This is a genomic window from Micrococcaceae bacterium Sec5.8 (genome assembly GCA_039636775.1).
Classification (GTDB): Bacteria; Actinomycetota; Actinomycetes; order Actinomycetales; family Micrococcaceae; genus Arthrobacter.
In genome coordinates this window covers 3,797,981-3,817,498 of record CP143429.1, presented here as the reverse complement: position 1 = coordinate 3,817,498, position 19,518 = coordinate 3,797,981, and the positions used below count along the sequence as shown (strand labels likewise).

The 19,518-nt window shown below is 67.9% G+C and carries 23 protein-coding genes; 15 read left to right on the top strand and 8 right to left on the bottom strand.

Annotated features, from left to right (window positions below):
- Position 1: 1 nt before the first annotated feature.
- Positions 2–976 (bottom strand): hotdog domain-containing protein, encoded by a 975-nt coding sequence (locus VUN84_17625; protein XAS64077.1) that lies wholly within the window; start codon positions 974–976, stop codon positions 2–4.
- Positions 977–1,126: 150 nt separating this feature from the next.
- Here VUN84_17625 and VUN84_17620 point away from each other — a divergent pair, with 150 nt between their 5' ends.
- From VUN84_17620 to VUN84_17610, 3 genes are all read left to right on the top strand, one after another.
- Positions 1,127–2,482, top strand: a complete 1,356-nt coding sequence (locus tag VUN84_17620; protein XAS64076.1) for an MATE family efflux transporter — start codon at positions 1,127–1,129, stop codon at positions 2,480–2,482.
- 133 nt (positions 2,483–2,615) lie between these two features.
- The gene (locus VUN84_17615) at positions 2,616–3,209 is read left to right on the top strand and encodes a hypothetical protein (GenBank protein ID XAS64075.1); all 594 of its coding nucleotides are present in this window, start codon (positions 2,616–2,618) and stop codon (positions 3,207–3,209) included.
- 83 nt (positions 3,210–3,292) lie between these two features.
- Positions 3,293–3,658 carry a hypothetical protein gene (locus VUN84_17610; protein XAS64074.1) on the top strand — a complete coding sequence of 122 codons (366 nt, stop codon included), beginning with the start codon at positions 3,293–3,295 and terminating at the stop codon, positions 3,656–3,658.
- Between the two features lie 47 nt (positions 3,659–3,705).
- Here the strand turns inward: VUN84_17610 and VUN84_17605 are convergent, their stop codons facing one another.
- Entirely contained in the window at positions 3,706–4,188 is a 483-nt protein-coding gene (locus VUN84_17605) for a hypothetical protein (protein ID XAS64073.1), read from the bottom strand.
- A gap of 22 nt (positions 4,189–4,210) precedes the next feature.
- On the opposite strand from VUN84_17605, the gene VUN84_17600 reads away from it, so the two are divergent.
- Positions 4,211–4,453: a hypothetical protein gene (locus VUN84_17600; GenBank protein ID XAS64072.1), complete on the top strand. Its 243-nt coding sequence runs from the start codon at positions 4,211–4,213 to the stop codon at positions 4,451–4,453.
- A 136-nt stretch (positions 4,454–4,589) separates the two neighbouring features.
- Here VUN84_17600 and VUN84_17595 read toward each other — a convergent pair whose 3' ends face one another.
- Complete coding sequence (locus VUN84_17595) at positions 4,590–5,132, bottom strand: CGNR zinc finger domain-containing protein (GenBank protein XAS64071.1); 543 nt, start codon at positions 5,130–5,132, stop codon at positions 4,590–4,592.
- Positions 5,133–5,307: 175 nt separating this feature from the next.
- Here VUN84_17595 and VUN84_17590 point away from each other — a divergent pair, with 175 nt between their 5' ends.
- Together VUN84_17590 and VUN84_17585 are read left to right on the top strand one after the other, a co-directional pair.
- Positions 5,308–6,264, top strand: coding sequence for an EamA family transporter (locus VUN84_17590; protein XAS64070.1), 957 nt, complete (start codon positions 5,308–5,310; stop codon positions 6,262–6,264).
- 84 nt (positions 6,265–6,348) lie between these two features.
- Positions 6,349–6,621 carry a DUF2277 domain-containing protein gene (locus VUN84_17585; protein ID XAS64069.1) on the top strand — a complete coding sequence of 91 codons (273 nt, stop codon included), beginning with the start codon at positions 6,349–6,351 and terminating at the stop codon, positions 6,619–6,621.
- A 27-nt stretch (positions 6,622–6,648) separates the two neighbouring features.
- Here VUN84_17585 and VUN84_17580 read toward each other — a convergent pair whose 3' ends face one another.
- The 4 genes from VUN84_17580 to VUN84_17565 form a co-directional block, all read right to left on the bottom strand.
- The gene (locus VUN84_17580) at positions 6,649–9,069 is read right to left on the bottom strand and encodes a heavy metal translocating P-type ATPase (GenBank protein ID XAS64068.1); all 2,421 of its coding nucleotides are present in this window, start codon (positions 9,067–9,069) and stop codon (positions 6,649–6,651) included.
- An 86-nt stretch (positions 9,070–9,155) separates the two neighbouring features.
- On the bottom strand, positions 9,156–9,386 hold the full coding sequence (locus VUN84_17575; protein ID XAS64067.1) for a cation transporter: 231 nt from the start codon (positions 9,384–9,386) through the stop codon (positions 9,156–9,158).
- A 62-nt stretch (positions 9,387–9,448) separates the two neighbouring features.
- Positions 9,449–9,796, bottom strand: coding sequence for a metal-sensitive transcriptional regulator (locus tag VUN84_17570; protein XAS64066.1), 348 nt, complete (start codon positions 9,794–9,796; stop codon positions 9,449–9,451).
- A 308-nt stretch (positions 9,797–10,104) separates the two neighbouring features.
- Positions 10,105–10,617, bottom strand: a complete 513-nt coding sequence (locus tag VUN84_17565) for a universal stress protein (GenBank protein XAS64065.1) — start codon at positions 10,615–10,617, stop codon at positions 10,105–10,107.
- Between the two features lie 157 nt (positions 10,618–10,774).
- On the opposite strand from VUN84_17565, the gene VUN84_17560 reads away from it, so the two are divergent.
- Positions 10,775–11,923 (top strand): exo-alpha-sialidase, encoded by a 1,149-nt coding sequence (locus VUN84_17560; protein ID XAS64064.1) that lies wholly within the window; start codon positions 10,775–10,777, stop codon positions 11,921–11,923.
- Between the two features lie 6 nt (positions 11,924–11,929).
- Positions 11,930–12,217 (top strand): MoaD/ThiS family protein, encoded by a 288-nt coding sequence (locus tag VUN84_17555; protein ID XAS64063.1) that lies wholly within the window; start codon positions 11,930–11,932, stop codon positions 12,215–12,217.
- A 27-nt stretch (positions 12,218–12,244) separates the two neighbouring features.
- Here VUN84_17555 and VUN84_17550 read toward each other — a convergent pair whose 3' ends face one another.
- Positions 12,245–12,481: a hypothetical protein gene (locus VUN84_17550; protein ID XAS64062.1), complete on the bottom strand. Its 237-nt coding sequence runs from the start codon at positions 12,479–12,481 to the stop codon at positions 12,245–12,247.
- A 159-nt stretch (positions 12,482–12,640) separates the two neighbouring features.
- Here VUN84_17550 and VUN84_17545 point away from each other — a divergent pair, with 159 nt between their 5' ends.
- From VUN84_17545 to VUN84_17515, 7 genes are all read left to right on the top strand, one after another.
- Positions 12,641–13,717, top strand: coding sequence for an ATP-dependent DNA ligase (locus VUN84_17545; GenBank protein XAS64061.1), 1,077 nt, complete (start codon positions 12,641–12,643; stop codon positions 13,715–13,717).
- A 303-nt stretch (positions 13,718–14,020) separates the two neighbouring features.
- Entirely contained in the window at positions 14,021–14,929 is a 909-nt protein-coding gene (pcaH, locus tag VUN84_17540) for a protocatechuate 3,4-dioxygenase subunit beta (GenBank protein XAS64060.1), read from the top strand.
- Positions 14,922–15,503, top strand: coding sequence for a protocatechuate 3,4-dioxygenase subunit alpha (gene pcaG, locus VUN84_17535; protein ID XAS64059.1), 582 nt, complete (start codon positions 14,922–14,924; stop codon positions 15,501–15,503). Before pcaH ends, pcaG begins: the two co-directional genes overlap by 8 nt.
- Entirely contained in the window at positions 15,500–17,029 is a 1,530-nt protein-coding gene (locus tag VUN84_17530) for a lyase family protein (protein ID XAS64058.1), read from the top strand. Before pcaG ends, VUN84_17530 begins: the two co-directional genes overlap by 4 nt.
- Positions 17,022–17,840 carry an alpha/beta fold hydrolase gene (locus VUN84_17525; GenBank protein XAS64057.1) on the top strand — a complete coding sequence of 273 codons (819 nt, stop codon included), beginning with the start codon at positions 17,022–17,024 and terminating at the stop codon, positions 17,838–17,840. Before VUN84_17530 ends, VUN84_17525 begins: the two co-directional genes overlap by 8 nt.
- Entirely contained in the window at positions 17,837–18,322 is a 486-nt protein-coding gene (gene pcaC, locus VUN84_17520; protein XAS64056.1) for a 4-carboxymuconolactone decarboxylase, read from the top strand. The genes VUN84_17525 and pcaC overlap by 4 nt, the downstream gene beginning before the upstream one ends.
- Positions 18,319–19,515, top strand: a complete 1,197-nt coding sequence (locus VUN84_17515) for a thiolase family protein (GenBank protein XAS64055.1) — start codon at positions 18,319–18,321, stop codon at positions 19,513–19,515. Before pcaC ends, VUN84_17515 begins: the two co-directional genes overlap by 4 nt.
- The last annotated feature ends 3 nt before the right edge of the window (positions 19,516–19,518 follow it).

Genomic DNA, 19,518 nt, shown 5'->3' with positions numbered 1-19,518 from the left:
GCTAGCTGCCGCCAGCAGCGAGGAGGTGGTTGGGCAGCCGGTTCCCGGGTGCCCGGCCCCGGATTTCCAGCAGTTCCAGGGCGTGGGCGTGCAGCCGCTTGTCCTCCTCGGACACCGGCACCCATTGTGGGACCGGCACGGATGTGCCGTGCTCGTCACGCGCCACCATCACGGTCAGGCAGTACGTGGTGAGCTCCAGCACCCGCCCCTTGGGATCGCCCGAACGGACATGGACCGCGATGTGCATGCCTTTCGTTCCGGTGTAGACCAACCGGGCCTCCACCTCCACCACATGGCCGATCAGCAGCGGACGGTAAAACCGCACGCCACCGGAGAAGACCGCCACCGTGTCCATCCCGCAGTAGCGTGACGCGCAGACATAGGCCGCCTCGTCGATCCATTTCATGACGATGCCGCCGTGGACTTTGCCGCCCCAGTTCACGTCCGTAGGCGCCGCCATAAAACGCAGGATAACTTTCTCCGCAGTTCCGGCGTCAGTGTATTCCTGCCCGCCCATTGCCTGGACGATGTCCTCACGGACTTTGATCCGCGCCAGGGCGTGGTCGCGCTGTTCAACTTCATCCGGCGTCGCCGGGTTAAACGGCGGGACGCTGGTGGGTTTGCCATCTCCGCCCACGGCCACGAAAATCACCAGGCATTGGCTGCGCATCGTGGCCGGTCCGCCCCGGGGATCGCCTGAGGACACCACCGTACGGATGTGCATGGATGACCGGCCCGTGTACACAATCGTGGCCGTGACCTCCACCATGTCCCCGCTGTTGACCGGGTCAGTGAAGTGGATGTTGCCGACGTACGCCGTCACACAGTAGGACTTGGCCCAGCCGACCGCGGCGGCGTACGCCGCCTTGTCCACCCATTCGAGCACGGTCCCGGCGTCCACCGAGCCGCTGTGGCCGACGTCAGTGGGCGCCGCGAGGAAGCGCAGGGTCACGGCATTGGCGGCAGTCTCACTCATGAGGAGAGTTTACTGACGCGCCGCGGAAGCGCCGCCGGCCGCTGACATAATCGCCGTCTTGACCGCCACACACCGGGCGTTGATTCCCGCCGCCACCCTCGGACGACGGCGGGCAGCCACCCGCGCACCCGGTGCCGCTAGGGTGGTTGCGTGCCAGTCTCCACCCCGACCCCCGCGCCGCTGCCTTCCCCGCCGGAGCGCCGGCGGGAGATCCTGCGGCTCGCAGTTCCGGCCTTCGGTGCGCTGATTGCCGAACCGCTGTTTCTCCTCGCAGACGCCGCCATAGTGGGACACCTCGGAGTCGCCCAGCTGGCCGGCGTCGGGCTTGCCTCCGCGGTGCTGCACACAGCGGTGGGACTCATGGTCTTTCTCGCCTATTCCACCACTCCGGCCGTCGCGCGGGCGGTCGGCAACGGGCAACTCCCCAGGGCCCTTGCTGCCGGCCGGGACGGCGTGTGGTTGGCGCTGCTCTTGGGAGTTGCTCTTGCAGCGGCCGGCTCCTTGGCCGCCGAGCCGCTGCTGGACTTGATGGGCGCCCGCGGTGAGGTCCGCACGTTCGCCATTGACTACCTGCGCTGGTCAATGCCCGGGCTCGTCGCGATGCTGCTGATCTTCGCCGGCACCGGGGTGCTGCGGGGCCTGCAGGACACCCGCACCCCGCTGTTGGTTGCGGGCGCCGGTTGTGCGTTGAACATCGTGCTGAACTTCTTCCTGGTGTACGGGCTGCACCTGTCCGTCGCCGGCTCCGCGATCGGCACCAGCGCCGCGCAGTGGGCCATGGCGCTGGTGTACGTGGTAATGGTCCGCCGGAACGCCCGGAACCACGGCGTGTCACTGCGACCGAGTTGGCGTGGCATCCGCGCCCTGGCCAGCGTGGGGTCGTGGCTGATGCTGCGTACGCTCAGCCTGCGGCTCGCTATTCTCGCCACAGTCGTGGTGGCCACAGCGCAGGGACCGGTCAACCTGGCAGCCCACCAGCTCGCAATGACCGTTTTCACCCTCCTCGCGTTCGCCCTGGACGCCCTGGCGATAGCCGCGCAGGCGCTGATCGGCAAGGAACTTGGAGCCGGCCGTCCAGCGGCTGCGCGTGAGCTCACCGGCACCATGGTCCGCTGGGGCCTCGGCTTCGGGGTGCTGACAGGGATCCTTGTGGCGGGCGCGGCCCCATGGACGGGGTTGCTCTTCACGTCCGACGGCGAGGTCCGGGCGGCGCTCACGCTGGCGCTCTGGGTGCTCGCGGCCGGACAGCCGGTTGCCGGCTTCGTCTTTGTCCTCGATGGCGTACTCATCGGAGCGGGGGACGCCAAGTACCTGGCGATTGCCGGCGTCGTGAACCTTGCCGTGTACCTGCCCCTGCTTCTGGCCGTGCAGCAATCCGGCGTTGGCGGCGGCGCCGGACTGCTCTGGCTGTGGGCGGCGTTCTCGCTTGGCTACATGGCGGCCCGGGCGCTGACGCTGGGCCTCCGGGCGCGGACCGACCGCTGGATCGTGTTGGGAGCGCACTGAGACGGGAACGCCGGCCCGGTCCGGAGGGTGCCGGCCGGTGCCGGCGCCGGCGGGTGCCGGCTGGGTCGCGGTGCCGGTGGGTGCCGGCCGGGTCGCGGCGCCGGCGGGCGTGGCGCCGCACTAAACTGGACGGGTGACTTCTCCCGCAGCCCCGCAGCCCGCCACCGCCCTTCCCGCCGCGGCCGACCTCTGGAAACCGGTGTTGGTCCGCGCCGTTCTCGCCCTGGCCTTCGGGGCCGTCACCGTCTTCTGGGCCGCGCCGTCTTCGTCGGAGATGGGCTGGACAGGCGGACTCTATCTCTTGGCCACAGGCCTGGTGTTGCTCTGGAGCGTGAGTAAATCCGGGCTCCGGCCGGGCTCCGCGGCCAGCAAGGCGCTCTCAGCCGCCGGAGCGGTGCTGACCGGAACCGGCGTCGCGGTGGCCTTCATCACCGGCAACCTGGCTTTCGGTGTGCTCGCGGCGGTGGGCCTGGGGCTGGCCGGGGCCGCAGAACTGTCCCTCGGCTTCACTTGCCGTGGCCGGTCCCCTTTGGCGCGTGACTGGATCGCCTCCGGCGCCGTCGGGCTCGGAACGGCGGCGTTGCTGCCGTTCTTTATTGACCTGGGGCCGCACGCACTCCTCGGTGTCGCCGGTGGGGGGGCCATCATCAGCGGTGTGCTGTGGGTGCTTGCCGGACTGACCCTGCGGCACGATGCGCGGGCTGATTCGGCGGAGGCCGTAAACTAGTAGCGACAGGTTCTACCTCGCGTAGAACGATTGCGGCATCACAACTGCCACGCCTGGCGGCGTCGGCTGCAGGAGGAAGCATCGTGGCACAGCAGAAATCCGGGGAACCGCGCAAGCTGCGCACTTCGGTCAAGGGACCGCTCATGTTTTCTGCATTCTGGGCTGTGCTGGCCTTTGTAGCCACCCTCATTTTTGCCTCCGGCGGCAGCGCGAAGATGCCCCGTTTTGATTTGGCTTTCACCGCCGCCGGCATCGCGTTCATCGTCATCCTGGTGGTGCTCGCCATGCTGGCGATGGGCCACAAACCCAATGCGGAGTACCTGGGCAAAGGATCCGGCGTGAACCTCAGTTCCCGGAGGGCCGGTCACGGCGGTCAGTCGGCGCCGACCCGGCCTGAAGCCGGCGCACCGGACGCCGGACCCCATGCGCCGGGTGACGGCGTCCGCTAAATTCCCATACGCCGTCACCCACGACGCCCGAACCCGGGCTGATGGTGCTACTTGGTCCAGGAAACCGGATTCTTCAAGTAGGGGTTGTCGCTGTAGTTGGCGTAGATGTATCGGGAATCGGTGTACTCGACAGTCTTGACCTCGTCGCCGGCCGGCGCCAGGAACACCTGACAGGACACCATGGTGCTCCCGACTACCAGGGCCAGCGCGTCCCCGCTGCCCGTCGTGGCGAAGCGGGTGCTCTCGCATTGGTCGAAAGCCCCGAAGACAATCAGTGACTGAGCCTCCGACCCGTCCTTGAGTTGGGCCGTAACTTTGGGTTCGCTGATGCCCAGCGACGGCTTGCTCAGGCTATCCATGCGGTGGCTGACGGAGACAAAGTACGGCGTCTGCCCGGCGAACTTCGCGGCGTCCTTGAACTTGGCGAAGTCGTCCGGGGTTCCTGCCACCACGCCGGTCAGTGTTGAGGTGAAGACTGCCTCCACGTACTTGGGGTCCGCCTTGTTCTTGCCCGTGTTGCTGTGGGTCACCGCGGATTCACCGGCCTGGAGCTTGGTTCCCGGTGCTGTCAGCGGGCCGGCGGCCCCTGCCGCGGGTGCCGAGGATGCGGCCGCGCTGGGGGTGGAACCGCCGGCACTGCTCGAAGCGGTGGCCGGCGCCGCCGTCGAACTGCTGGCCGATGGCGCGGACCCTTCCGGCGAACTGCTGGCCGCCGGTGCCGGGGCCCCGGCGCCGCAGCCGGCCAATGCGAAGGCCAATATTCCGGTGATCCCCAGTGTTGCCGAGATATTTTGAAGCGGGCGGTGTGCCATATGTCGTGGTGTCCCTCAATTGGTTATCGCTGGCCTACTGGCCAAGCGAATTAATCCAGTCTATGGCTAAACACCGCGCGGCTATTCATCCCGCCGCCGGCGCGGGCATTGTGACGCCGTCAGAACCCGGCCTTCCGGGCACGGTACGCGGCGACGTGCGCCCGGTTCGCGCAGTTGCCGGTATCGCAGTAGCGCTTGGAGCGGTTTCGGCTGAGGTCCAGCACTACGGCGTTGCAGTCCTCGGCAGCGCAGACCAGCATCCTGTCCATCTCCTTGCTGCGGATGACATCCACCAGGGCCATCGCGGCCTCCGTGCTCATCCGGTCCGCCAACGGCGCGTCGGGGGAGGTGGCGTGCAGATGCCAGTCCCACTGGTCGTGCTTGACGAGTTGGGGGAGTGCCCGCGCCGTCCGCAGCAGGGCGTTCACGGTCTCCACGGCCGCAGACTCGCCAGCAAGCCACAGTGAGGCGAGTTCCCCGCGGAGCCGGTGTACGCTGGCCAGTTCGTCCGCGTCCCCGGTCCGCGACCCGGTGAATCCCTCCGCCGCCAGGAAGTGATCGAGGTCGCGGCTGGTGTTGAGGTGTTCCTCGCCGTTGGCCGCGGAGTTGATGAGGTTGACCACCGAGCGCAGGGCCACCTCAGTGTCAGGGGCAAAAAGCATCTTGACTCCTTACGAGGGCAGAGCGTACTGTCATGAGCATAACCCCTTTTACTCCTGACAGGAGGCAGTCTTGTCTGCCGCACGCCGCTCCGCCGAAGCACCGGCACAGATACAATCCGGACCGTCGGCATCCGCTGGGCGCGGTGCAGGCAGGTTTGGTGCGGCGTCGGGGTTCATGGCGTCCGGCCTCGGCGTTGCCTTGTTCTCCTCCGCCGTGTTCGGCCTCTCAGGGTCCTTTGCCAAGGCGCTGCTGGAGACGGGCTGGAGCCCCGGGGCAGCCGTTACCGCACGTCTCACCGGTGCCGCGGTGATCCTGGCGGTGCCCGCGGTTCCGGCGCTTCGTGGCCGCTGGCACCAGCTGAAAGACAACTGGCTCACGGTGCTGCTCTTTGGTCTTATCGGGGTTGCTGCGTGCCAGCTGTTTTACTTCAATGCGGTGGCCCGGCTGTCGGTCGGAGTCGCGCTGTTGCTGGAGTATCTCGCCCCCGTCATCATCGTGTTGTGGCTTTGGGCTGCCAGCCGGAAACGCCCGAGGCCACTGACCATCGCCGGGACGCTGCTGTCCTTGGGCGGACTGGTGCTGGTGCTGGATCTCACCGGTGCGGTCAAGGTCGACGTCGTTGGTGTCCTCTGGGGAATCGCGGCAGCTGTGTGCCTCGCAATCTACTTCTTCATCACGGCGAAAGAGAATGACACCCTGCCACCGATCGTCCTGGCCTCCGGCGGGCTTCTGGTCGGGGCCGTGACCATGTGGCTTGCTGCGGCGACCGGCCTGCTGCCCATGACCTTCAGCGCAGCAGACACCCGGCTCGGCCCCTGGGTTACGCCCTGGTGGGTGGCCCTGGGCGGACTTGTGGTGCTGGCCACCGTGCTCGCCTATGTTTCGGGCATTGTGGCCGCGCGGGCACTCGGCTCCAAGGTGGCGTCCTTCGTCTCGCTCACCGAAGTGCTGTTCGCCGTGATCTGGGCGTGGCTGCTGCTCGGCGAACTGCCGGGCCCCATCCAGCTTATGGGCGGGCTGCTAATCGTTGGCGGCGTCGTGCTGGTCAGGCTGGATGAGCTCAGAAGGTTCCCGGAGGGCTTCGATGCCGCAGCACTCGACCACGCAAACGACGTCGAACCAGTGCCCTAAGGCAATGCCAAGGCCGGAAGATTCTCGCTGGGCCCCGTTTCCCGTGCCCTCGATCCCGGCGGCAATGGAACTTAGCATGGAGATATGTGCCGAAACATCCGGACCCTCCATAATTTCGAACCCCACGCCACCTCCGCTGAGGTCGAGGCCGCCGCGCTGCAGTACGTGCGCAAGATCAGTGGCAATACCAGGCCCTCAAAGGCCAACGAAGCGGTCTTCAACCGGGCAGTCCAGGAGATTGCCCATGCCACCCACCACCTGCTTGACTCCCTGGTGACCCAGGCTCCGGCCAAAGATCGCGAGGAGGAGGCTGCCAAGGCGAAGGCGAGGTCTGCCCTCCGCTTCGGCCCGGCCTGAAGAAGCGGTGCCGGGCCCGCCGGGCAGTTACCTGCCGAAGCTGCGGAGCCGCAGGGAATTCCCCACGACCAGCACGGAGCTGGCTGCCATCGCGGCACCGGCAATCATCGGGTTGAGCAGGCCAAGCGCCGCCACAGGGATCCCGACGGCGTTGTAGAAGAAAGCCCAGAAAAGGTTCGTCTTGATCGTCGCCAGGGTCCTGCGGGACAGTTCGATGGCGAGGGCCACCTGCCCCAAGTCATTGCCCATCACCGTGAGGTCCGCGGCCTCGATGGCGACGTCGGTGCCGGACCCCATGGCGATGCCGAGATCAGCCTGGGCCAGCGCTGCGGCGTCGTTCACCCCGTCGCCGGCCATGGCTACCGTGGCGCCGCCGGCCTGCAGCTTCCGCACCGCGTCGACTTTTCCTTCCGGCAGTACTCCGGCGAAGACGTCTTCGGCGGCGATGCCGACGTCGGCCGCCACCTTCGCGGCGACTGCCGCGTTGTCTCCGGTGAGGAGAATCGGCCGGAGCCCCAGCTCCCGGAGCCGCAGAATTGCAGCGGCGGAGCCGGGCTTCAGCGTGTCCCGGAGGCTGATGAATCCGGCCGGCTCACCGTCCACGGCGACCCAGATGGCGGTGGCCCCCGACATCTCTGCCGCGCTGAACGCCGCCAGTTGCGCGGCGGCGGGGTGGATGCCGTTCTCCTGCAGCCAGCCCGTCCGTCCGGCCGTGACGGCCTGGCCCTCCACGGTTCCCTGGACCCCGCCGCCCGGTGCGGAACGGAAGCCGGAAACGTCGGGAAGGGCGCGGGCTCCGCTGCTGTGGCGCTCCGCCTGGAGTGCGGCCGCCGCAACGGCGCGGGCGATTGGATGTTCTGATGCGGCCTCGACTGTCCCCGCGAGGCGGATGACCCCGGCCGGGGTAAAGGCTCCGAACGTCTCGGCGCCGTCAACAGCGAGGTGACCGGTGGTCACGGTCCCCGTCTTGTCCAGCAGAATGGTGTCAACCGTCCGGGTGTCCTCGAGAACCTGCGGCCCTTTGATCAGGATCCCCAGCTGGGCTCCCCGGCCGGTTCCGGTGAGAAGACCCACGGGGGTGGCCAGGCCCAGGGCGCAGGGGCAGGCGATGACCAGCACGGCCACGGCGGCCGTGAACGCGGCCCGCAGTTCGGCGTCGCTGATGGCCGGACCGGCTGCGAGCAGCCAGGCGCCAAAGGTGAGGCTGGCGATGACCAGAACCACCGGAACGAATACCGCGCTGATCCGGTCCGCCAGCCGCGCGATCGGCGCTTTGCCGGTCTGCGCCTGGGCCACCAGGCGGCCCATCTGGGCCAGGGTTGTTTCGGCTCCCACCCGGGTGGCGCGGACCAGCAGCCGGCCGGAGGTATTGATGGTGGCGCCGGTGACCAGGGTGTCCGGGCCGACTTCCACCGGCACGGACTCGCCCGTGACCAGTGAGGCGTCCACCGCGGAGGAGCCTTCGACGACGATGCCGTCGGTCGCGATCTTTTCCCCCGGGCGGACGACGATGAGGTCGCCGACTTCCAGCTGATCGGCGGGGATCTGCTGCTCCAGGCCGTTCAGGAGGATGGTGGCGTCCTTGGCGCCCAGGTTCAGCAGGGCTTTGAGCGCGTCACCGGCCTTTTGCTTGGCGTTGGCCTCCAGGTAGCGGCCCAGCAACAGGAAGGTGGTGACCACGGCGGCGACCTCGAAGTACAGGCCGCCTGGGCCCGGGCCTTCCATGCCCGGCATCCCCTGGGGGTGGTCCGTCATCCGCGGATCGGCGGCGAGTTGCCAGGCGGAGAAGGCGTACGCGGCTGTGACGCCGATGGAAACGAGGGTGTCCATCGTGGAGGCGAAATGCCGGGCGTTGATGACGGCGGCCCGGTGAAACGGCCAGGCGGCCCAGGTCACCACGGGCAAGGCAATCGCTCCCGCCGCCCATCCCCAGTTGGGGAACTGGAAAGCGGGGAACATCGAGATCAGGAACACCGGGATGGTGAGGACGGCTGCGACGATCAGGCGCGGGCGGAGCCTGGCTGCGGCCGCGGATGCCGTATGCACGCCCGGGCCATCGCCGACCACATGCTCCGCGTGCTCGGCCGTTCCTCCCTTGGACGCACGCTCCCGCATGTCCCCGGCAGCGACGGTCCTCCCACCCCCACCGGCGCTTTCGTTCGGCGTCTGAGTTTCGACAGGTCCGGTGCGTGCCGCTGGGTACTTGGGCGCACGGATTGTGGCTTTGTAGCCTGCTGCCTCCACCGTGGCGGTGATTTGGGCGTCGGTGACGGCTCCGGGGACGGTGACCCGGGCTGACTCCAGCGGGAGATTGACGGTGGCGGTGACGCCGTCGAGCTTTCCAAGCTTGCGTTCCACCCGGCTGACGCAGGAGGCGCAGGTCATGCCCTCGATGTCGAGTTCGATGACCCGGGTCCCGGGCTGGTCCAGCAGTTGCTCTTTACTCACGGTGTTCCCTGTCTTTCCTGCGGTGCGTGGTGCCAGGTGCCGGTGCTCTGTACCCGGTGTGCGGTGTGGGACGCGGCGGGCAGGGTTCAGCTCTGGTTGGACACCACGAGGTAGCCCGCCTCGGCCACGGCCTCGCCGATCTGCGAGGAGGACAGGGCGCCGGCGGAGGTGATGGTGACGGTGGAAATTCCCCCGGCGTTGAGGTCGACGTCGACCTTTTCAACGCCGGCGAGGGACTCGAGTTCTTCGCTGACGGAGGACACGCAGTGCCCGCAGGTCATGCCGGACACGTTGACGATGGTGGAGACGGCGCTCATGGACTTACTCCTGGTGGGGGATGCCGGTTCGGCATCCGGTGGGGTGAAGGGTGGTTTTGCCGCTACCGCAGCAGCCGGCCGATGGCATCGGTGGCCTCTTTGACCTTAAAGTCGATGGCCTCCGCACGCAGAGCCGGATCCGGCTCTGCGGCGGCACCGACCACGCAGTGGCCGATGTGCTCCTCCACCAGCCCCAGGCTGACGGCGTGCAGGGCCTTCGTGACGGCGGCAACCTGGGTGAGGATGTCGATACAGTATTTGTCGTCCTCAACCATCCGGGCGATGCCGCGCACCTGGCCCTCGATCCGTTTCAGCCGCAGCTGGTAGGCATCCTTGTGGGCGGAATAGCCGTGTGTCTGCTGCGGTCCGGCGGTGGCCGATGGCGGGGCCGGGATCTCAGGCTCATTCATAGGCTCAACATATACCCCCCGAGGGTATATGGCAAGTACCCCGCGGGGGTATGGGATGCGCGCCCGGAGGCATCCGTCCGAACACAAAAGAGCTCCGGAGTGCGTTATTGGGGGATACGCACTCCGGAGCAGTCTATGGGCGGGCTGAGAATTTCAAACACTGAATCTCAAACGGTGACTCTCAAACAGTGAATCTCTAACCCGCTGTGTAGAGTTTACTTGGCCGTTGGCGGAGAAAGCCAGCACCCCGAATAACTACTTTCGCTTTAGTTTCGGGGCGGCCGCCCCGGTCCTGTGGTTTTTCCCGGTCAGGACCCATGCCCCGTCCGGTGATGGTCCGCAGCACGGACCGGAACAATCAAAACCGGGTGAAACTGGTGGTGGCTGAGCCAGGCAGCCACGGAACCATTGAGGGCCGCGGAGATGCGGTGGCCCAGGCCCGGCTCGGGGGTGCCTACGATAATCATCGCGGCGCCGGTCTCGGCCGCCAACCTCCCCAGCGCACGGGCCGGATCGCCTGCCAGTGTTCGCAAGGCCCAATGGACGCCCAGGTTGTCACACGCTGCGCTGATGCTGCTCCGCAGCTCCTGCGTCACAGCCCGGATTTCGGCGTTGTCCGTATCCGGGTGCAGCGAGAGCCGGTGGGCGGACCGTGCGGGATCCCACTCGACGAGGTAGCTCGCCTCATCAACATGGGCGCAGATCAGTGCGGTGCCGAGCCGGGCTGCCAGCGCGGCGGCGGTCTGCAGTACTTCGGATCTCTGCCCCGGGAGCACGCCGACGACGAGGGGCGGCGCACTCCCGGGGTATTCGGCGGACATGCCTCATTGTGGCCTCCGCATTGCGGCAGGAACAGGGGCTTCCTCCCCGTTGTCCCTCAGAAAGGTCACGGGTTGCGGCGAAGCACCTGACTTTGCCGATTGGACGGAGGGGGCGCCGAGCAAGAAACCATTGCGGCCATGTACGGGTGGTGGTTCCATGGGGTGCATGGCTACCGCAGAGAGTTACGTATTGGCGATCGGCACCAAAAAAGGCCTCTGGCTGGCAACGAGCCCGGACCGGACATCCTGGTCCGTTTCCGGCCCCCACTTCCTGATGAGCGAAATCCCCAGCATAGGCATCGACACCCGCGAGGGCAGGACCCGGATTCTGGTCGGCGTCCGTTCCGAGCACTGGGGTCCCACGGTCTTTCATTCCGATGACCTGGGGGAGACCTGGACGGAACCCGAACACGGGGCCATCCGTTTTCCCTCGGACACGGAGGCCGCCCTGGAACGCGTCTGGCAGATCCACCCCGACGCCGAGGCCCGTCCAGGCGTCGTCTGGGCCGGCTGCGAACCGATCTCGGTCTGGAAGTCCACCGACGGCGGTGAACACTTCGAACTCAACCGCGGGCTCTGGGACCACCCGCACCGCGATGAATGGGGCGCCGGCTTCGGTGGCGCCGCAGCGCATTCGATCGTCCTCGATCGCACCGGAGAGAAGGTGCACGTGGCCATGAGCACGGGCGGGGTCTACCGTTCGCTGGATGGCGGCAGCTCGTGGGAGCCGCGCAACAAAGGCATCTCGGCATACTTCATGCCCGACCCCAACCCGGAATTCGGCCAGTGCGTCCACAAGATCGCCGCGGACGCTGCCGTCGACGGCCGGCTATACGCGCAAAACCACCACGGCGTCTACCGCAGCGACGACGACGCCGAGAGCTGGGAGTCGATCGCTGAAGGGCTGCCGGCAGACTTCGGTTTCGTCATGCTGACGCATCCGCGCCGTGCCGGCACGGCCTGGGTCATCCCCCTCAAAGCGGACGGCGAGCGGATCCCGCCGGAGGGAAAGCTGGCGGTGCACCGGACCGATGACGCCGGCGCGAGCTGGAAACGGCTGGACGCCGGGTTGCCGCAGGCCGAGTTCAATTCAATCCTCCGCGACGCGGCCTGTGTCGACGCGGCTGAACCGGCCGGCGTGTACTTCGGCACCCGCGGCGGCAGTGTCTACGCCAGCGCGGACGAGGGCGAGCACTTCACCGAGGTGGTCTCGCACCTGCCGGATGTGCTGTGCATTCGTGCCGCGGCCGTGTCCCCGGTATCCGCGCCCGGTGCCATGGCAGCCGGCACGGCCGGACGTGCCTGAGGCGCCATGGCCGGAATCAGTGTGGTGTTGCCAAGCGTCCTCCAGGCATTCGCCGGCGGCCGGCCCGTACTGACTGCCCCCGCGGAACAGGACGTCTCGGTAGCGGGCGTGCTGGATCTGGTGGCGGCCGAGTACCCGGCGCTGTCGCGGCGACTGCGCGACGAGACGGGGACGGTCCGGCGGCACGTGAATATATACGTCAATGGGAATGAGATCCGCCGGCTGCAGGGCCTGTCCACCCCTGTGAGCCCCGGCGCAGAGGTCCTGATCATCCAGTCCGTGGCCGGGGGCTGACGGCTTCACTCTGGTGGCCACGTGGTCTCAGGCGACCCGCCAGAGGCTGCACTCGTCCGCGTTGAGAGCCTTCCGGGTGCCGGACTGGCGGTCCAGAATCCACACGACGCCGATTCCGGGCGCCGTTTCCTGGACGCTGCCGCGCCGGATCACCACGTCGTCGTAATTGGGCCCGACCTTCAGCCGCGCCTCAATCTCGTCGCCGCGGCGCAGCTGCTCCAGGGCGCGGACACGGGTCCCCTGGGCTTTGGCTTCTTTCAACATGGCGGGCCTCCTGGACTGGAGCGTGGTGCCTGCTCTTGCCGGCACTTCCAGTGTGACGAGCAATTGTTGCCGCCGTATTTCCGCCGGGTAAGACGTGGGTAAGCGCTTGGTGCGGGAGCCGCTCTGGCGGGCAGCGGGGCGCTCGGACACAATGGGCCTATGCAACTGCCCCTGATGCCCCCGATCGCTCCAATGCTGGCGAAAGCCGTAGCTGGCCTGCCTGACGGTGCGGTGATGTTCGAACCGAAATGGGACGGTTTCCGGGCGATCATCTTCCGGGACGGCGGCGATGTGGAGATCGGCAGCCGCAACGGCAAGCCGCTGACCCGCTACTTTCCCGAGCTTGTCGAGGCCTTGAAGGCAAACCTGCCGCCGCGCTGTGTGCTCGACGGCGAGATCATCCTGGTCGGTGCTTCCGGAGACCGGCTGGATTTCGAGGCGCTGCAGCAGCGCATCCACCCTGCCGCCAGCCGGGTCCAGCTGCTGGCGGAACAGACCCCGGCGCGGTTTGTGGCGTTCGATCTGCTGGCGCTGGACAACGAGGACCTCACCGCCCGCCCGTTCGTGGAGCGGCGGGAGGCGCTCGAGCGTGCGCTCGCGAAAAGCTCGGCGCCCATCCACGTGACGGCCGCGACCCGGGACAGGCAAACCGCCGGGGAGTGGTTCCACCAGTTCGAGGGGGCCGGGCTCGACGGAATTGTGGCCAAACCGCTGGACGGACCATATCTCGCGGATAAGCGCGCCATGTTCAAGATCAAGCACGAACGCACGGCCGACTGCGTGCTGGCGGGATTCCGGGTCCACACCTCCGGGCCGGACCGCGTCGGGTCACTGTTGCTCGGGCTCTACGACGACGAGGGCGGACTCGCCAACGTGGGTGTGGTCGGGGCCTTCCCGATGCAGCGCCGCAAGGACCTTTTCGAGGAGCTCCAGCCGCTGGTGACCAGCTTCGACAAGCACCCCTGGGCCTGGGCCCGGCAGGAGGAGGGCGCCCGGACGCCGCGCAAAGCCGAGGGCAGCCGGTGGAGCGGAGGCAAGGACCTCTCCTTCACCCCGCTTCGGCCTGACCGGGTTGTGGAAGTGAAATACGACCATATGGAGGGAGCACGGTTCCGCCACACGACGCAGTTTGTCCGGTGGCGCCCGGACCGGGACCCGCGCTCCTGCACCTATGCGCAACTCGAAGAACCGGTCAAGTACGATCTGGCGGCAGTGCTGGGCGCCGGCCACCCCTGACTGGGTCTGATTGTTCACTAGTAGAACAACCGTGCAATATGTGAACAAACGCGCTAGTGTAATTTCCACCACAAAGCTCCGGCCTGCGCACGATCGGCCGCCGCCCACCCAGTGCCGCCGTCGGAGGAGCTATCAGGATGAGCTATCAAGCAAGGTCCTTGCCCGCGGGCTTGATCGGCGGTTGCGGCGCAACATCATCCGGCTGGGACTTCCTGATCCAAGCCTCGGCTGTCTCCCGAACCTCACCGCGCGAAACCGCACCATCCATAAAGGAACATCACCACCGAACGAAAGGAGGCTGCTGTGCCTGAAGAAATCAACCTCGAGATCTACAACCCGGACCCGCTCACCGAAGACGTGTCCGACGAAGCCACGGAGGCCGCACCGAAGGCGCCTGCGCCCGCTGTTCCTGCCCTGGATACGGCCGCAGAGCCGCAGGCGGACCTCAGCGCCGAGATGAAGACCATCGGCGACGCCTACGCACAGGCACTCACGAACGGCGCCCCGGCAGAAATCCAGCCGCGGCTGGACTACGCACCGTACCGCAGCAGTGTCCTGCGCCACCCCACCAAGGACCTGCACCACGCGGACCCGGAGACGATCGAGCTCTACTCGCCGGCCTTCGGGCACATGGACGTCCACGCGCTGGAAGCGGACCTGACCATCCAGCACAAGGGTGAACCGCTGGGCGAACGCATCGTCGTCTCCGGCCGCGTGCTCGACGGTGATGGCCGCCCCGTCGCCGGTCAGCTGGTGGAGATCTGGCAGGCAAACTCCGCCGGCCGGTATATCCACAAAAGGGACCAGCACCCCGCGCCCCTGGACCCCAACTTCACCGGCGTCGGCCGCTGCATCACGGGTGCCGACGGCTCCTACAGCTTCACGACCATCAAACCCGGCGCTTACCCGTGGAAGAACCACCTCAACGCCTGGCGCCCGGCGCACATCCACTTTTCCCTGTTCGGGCAGGAGTTCACGCAGCGGATCATCACCCAGATGTACTTCCCGGGCGACCAGCTCTTTCCCCTTGACCCGATCTACCAGTCGATTGTGGACCAGGAGGCCCGGGACCGGCTCGTGGCCACCTACAACCACGAGCAGACCAAGCCCGAGTGGGCCCTGGCGTACAACTGGGACATCGTCCTGACCGGATCCAAACGAACGTGGACCGAGAACGAGGCCCTGGGAGCAGAAGGAGATGACCATGAATAAGGCCAGCACGAATAAACCCACCCCCACACCCGGCCAGACCGTGGGACCCTTCTACGGCTACGCACTGCCCTACGCCAAGGACCGCGAGCTGCTGGCCCCCGGCTCCCCGGGATCCCTGCGGCTTCAGGGCACCGTATACGACGGCGCCGGGCACCCGATTCCGGACGCGATCCTGGAAATCTGGCAGGCGGACGCCGGGGGCAAGGTCCCGCAGCGCACCGGCTCGCTGGTGCGCGACGGCTACACCTTTACCGGCTTCGGCCGCAGCGCCGTGGGCAACACCGGTGTCTTCACGTTCACCACGGTCAACCCCGGCCCCACCGAGGACGGCGCGGCGCCGTTCATCGCCGTCGCGGTCTTTGCCCGCGGCCTCATGAACCGGCTCTTCACCCGAATTTACCTGCCGGAGAACGAGGAGGCGCTGGCGGCGGATCCGCTGTTGTCCTCGTTGGATCCGGAACGCCGCAAGACGCTGATCGCACGCCGCGACGCGGACGGCGGTCTCACCTGGGACATCCGTCTGCAGGGCGAGGGGGAAACGGTGTTCCTGGACTTCGAGGGCGCCTCGACGTGATCTCCCGTGAAACCAGCGCGGCCACCGGCTTCAACGCCGGCCCGCAGGGCGATTTTGGTCTCCTGAGTCCTGTGTCGGCGTCGCCTCTGGTGACGGCGCTGACCGGGGACCGGGCCGTCCTGACCGTCATTCTCCGGGTCGAGGCCGCGTGGGCCGCCGTCCTGGAACAGGCGGACCTCGCCCCGGCCGGCTCCGCTGCGGTGGTCGCCGCGGCCGCCGAAGTGGACCGCTACGACGTCGCGGACCTCGCCGTCCGCGCCCAGGGCGGCGCCAACCCGGTCATCCCGCTGCTGGCGGACCTCCGCGGGCAGGTCAACGCCCTTGATGTGCACGAAATTGGCGCGGTGAAAGCCGTTCACACGTCGCTGACCAGCCAGGACGTCCTCGACACCGCCCTGATGCTGCTGAGCCGGGATGCGGTCCGCGGGCTGCTCACCGGGCTCACGGCAACGACGGCGGCACTGGCCGCCCTCGCGGAACAGCATACGGACACCCTGTGCGTGGGCCGCAGCCTCACCCAGCACTCCCTGCCGTTCAGCTTCGGGCTCAAGGCGGCCCAGTGGTTCCACGGACTCGCCGCGGCCGCCCGCCGCCTCGAAGCCGTCGAATTCCCGGTTCAGACCGGGGGAGCCGCCGGAACCCTGGCCGCGGGCACCGTACTGACCTCACACTCAAGCCTCAGCCCTTTGGATCTCTCCGACCGGCTGGCCGCCGAACTCGGCCTCGCCGCGGTCACTGCGCCCTGGCACACGAACCGGCTGGCCCTCACCTCGCTCGGCGACGCGCTGGCCGCCGTGACCGACGCCGCAGGCAAGATCGCCGCCGACGTGCTGTTCCTCAGCCGCCCGGAGGTCGCCGAACTCGCCGAACCCCGCGCCGCCGGCCGGGGCGGGTCTTCGGCCATGCCGCAAAAGCAAAACCCGGTGCTCTCCGTGCTGGTCCGCAGCGCGGCCCTGCAGTCTCCCGGCCAGGCCGCCCAGCTGCACCTGGCAGCCGCCACCTTCAACGATGAACGCCCCGACGGCGCATGGCACACCGAATGGCCGGCGCTCCGCCAGCTCCTCCGCCTCGGCCTTGGCGCCGCCGCGCAGCTCCGCGAACTCACCGAGGGCCTGCAGGTCTTCCCCGGGGCCATGCGGCGGAACCTCGAACTTTCCGGCCCGCTGCTGCTCAGCGAGGCCGTCACGGCCGCCGTCGCACCCCTCCTGTCCGGCGTCCCGGGCAAGAACAGTGCGGACGGCAGGCAACGGCTGCAGGCCGTGGTGGACCAGACACTGCAGGTCCCGGCCGCGGACCAGGCGTCCACCTACCGGCGGCTGCTGCGTGCGGCCGTCCCGCCGGAACTGCTCTCCGACGCACGGCTGGAGGAGCTGCTCGACCCGGCCAACTACCTTGGCCAGGCCGCCGAAATCTCCCGGCGCATCCTCGCCGCCTACCCGGACTACGCCGTCAGCATCACCGTCCCCGACGCCGGAGTCCAGACCTCATCACCGTCCACCGACCCGAACGGAGCCCCCCGTGGCTAGACCGACTGTCAAGGCAGTACTGCTTTCGCCCCAGCGACCGCTGGGGGACAAACCCCTCCTCGTGGCGGGCCCGTCGCTGGGCACGTCCACGCTGCTGTGGAGCCAGGTCGGCGCCCTGCTCGGAAGCGACGTCGACGTCGTCGCCTGGGACCTGCCGGGCCACGGCATCTCACCGGCAGCGAAAGAGACGTTCACCGTCGCGGAACTGGCCGAGGCCGTCGTCGAGCTGGTTGATTCGATCGCCCCCGGAGCGCAATTCCACTATGCCGGTGTCTCCCTCGGCGGCGCCACCGGGCTGCAGCTGGGCATCAAGCACGGCGAACGGCTCAAAAGTCTCTCCGTGCAGTGCATTGGCGCCAAGGTCGGCACGCCCGAGGGCTGGCTGGAACGCGCGGAGACGGTCCGCCTGCAGGGAACCCCCGTGATGATCCAGGGCTCCGCGGAGCGCTGGTTCGCCCCCGGCTTCATGGACCGCCAGCCCGAGCTCAGCAGCCGACTGCTGCACAGCCTCCGCGACGCCGACCGCTTCAGCTACGCCTTCTGCTGCGAAGCCCTCGCCGGCTATGACGTCAGGGACGACCTCGGCAGCATCCGCGTCCCCACCCAGGCCGTCGCCGGCGCAGAGGACAGCGTCGCCCCGCCATCACTCGCCGAGGCGATTGTGGAAGGGATCACCGCCGGCGGCGGTACCGCCAGCGCCGTAACCCTCAAAGGTGTGGCCCACCTGGCACCGTTCGAGGCCCCGGGCCATGTCGCCGACCTGCTGAAGAACCTCATCACTTGGACCGAGTCCAGCGGAGCCGCCAAATGACCGGCAGCGGGCCGGGCAACGCCCAGCGGGCCGGCCGTCAACGCCACGGTGTGGTACAGCCGGAGGCTACCAGCCAGGAAATCTACGACGGCGGCATGCAGGTCCGCCGCGAGGTCCTCGGCGCCGCCCACGTGGACCGGGCCAACGCCACCATGGACTCCTTCACCGAGGACTTTCAGGAGATGATTACCCGGATCGCCTGGGGCGGGATCTGGACCAGGCCGGGCCTGTCACGGCAGATGCGCTCGGCGGTCACCATCACAGCCATGGTGGCCCACGGCCACTGGGACGAACTGGCCATGCACGTCCGCGCCGCTGTCACCAACGGCCTGAGCCGGGACGAGATCAAGGAAATTCTGCTGCAAACGGCCATTTATTGCGGAGTTCCATCCGCGAACACGGCGTTCAAGACCGCGCAGCACGTCTTCCATTCCATGGACAACGCCGCCATGGACGACACCGAAATGGATGAGACACCATGAACCAGGCTTTTGTGTACGACGCCGTGCGGACGCCGTTTGGGAAATTCGGCGGCGGGCTCGCCGGGGTCCGGCCGGATGATCTCGCCGCTCATGTAATCCGTGAGCTGGTCCGGCGCGTGCCGGGGCTCGACGTCGAGCGCATCGATGAGGTGGTGTTCGGCAATGCCAACGGCGCCGGTGAGGAAAACCGGAATATCGCCCGGATGGGCACGCTTCTGGCGGGCCTGCCGGTTTCGCTCCCCGGCACCACCGTGAACAGGCTTTGCGGATCCTCGCTGGACGCGGCGATCATCGCCTCCCGGCAGATCGCCACGGGGGACGCCGAGCTCATGCTGGTCGGCGGGGTCGAGTCGATGTCCCGGGCGCCCTGGGTGCTGCCCAAAACCGAGAAACCCTATCCTGCCGGGGACATGACGCTGGTCTCCACCACCCTGGGCTGGCGTCTGGTGAACAAGGCTATGCGGCCGGACTGGACCGTATCCCTGGGCGAGGCCACCGAACGGCTGGCCGGGAACTACGGAATCACCCGCGAGGCGCAGGATGCGTTCTCGGCCAGCTCCCACAACCTCGCCGCCGCGGCATGGGACGAGGGATTTTATGATCGCCTCGTCACCGCGGTTCCGGGCACGGACCTGGTCCGCGACGAAGGCATCCGCGCCGGGTCCTCGGCGGAGAAACTCGCCGGGCTCAAGACCGTGTTCCGCACCGAGGACGGCACCGTCACCGCCGGGAACGCGTCACCGCTGTCCGACGGCGCCTCCGCGGCCTGGCTGGGCAGCGAGGCCGCCGCCGGGCTGCTGGGCCTGGACCCGCTGGCCCGCATCGCGGGCCGCGGCGCGCACGCCAACGAACCACAGTTCTTCGGCTACGCCCCCGTGGAGGCCGCGAACAAGGCCCTCGCGAAGGCCGGAATCGGCTGGGACCAGGTCGGTGCCGTCGAACTCAACGAGGCCTTCGCCGCGCAATCCCTGGTCTGCATCAACGCCTGGGGCGTGGACCCGGGGGTCGTGAACCGGCACGGCGGCGCCATTGCGATGGGCCACCCGCTGGGCGCCTCGGGCGGGCGCATCCTGGGGACCCTGGCGCGGTCCCTGCAGGCCTCCGGTGAACGCTGGGGAGTCGCCGCGATCTGCATCGGTGTCGGCCAGGGCCTCGCGGTCGTCCTCGAAAACGTTACTGCCGGGAAGGCGTAAAGA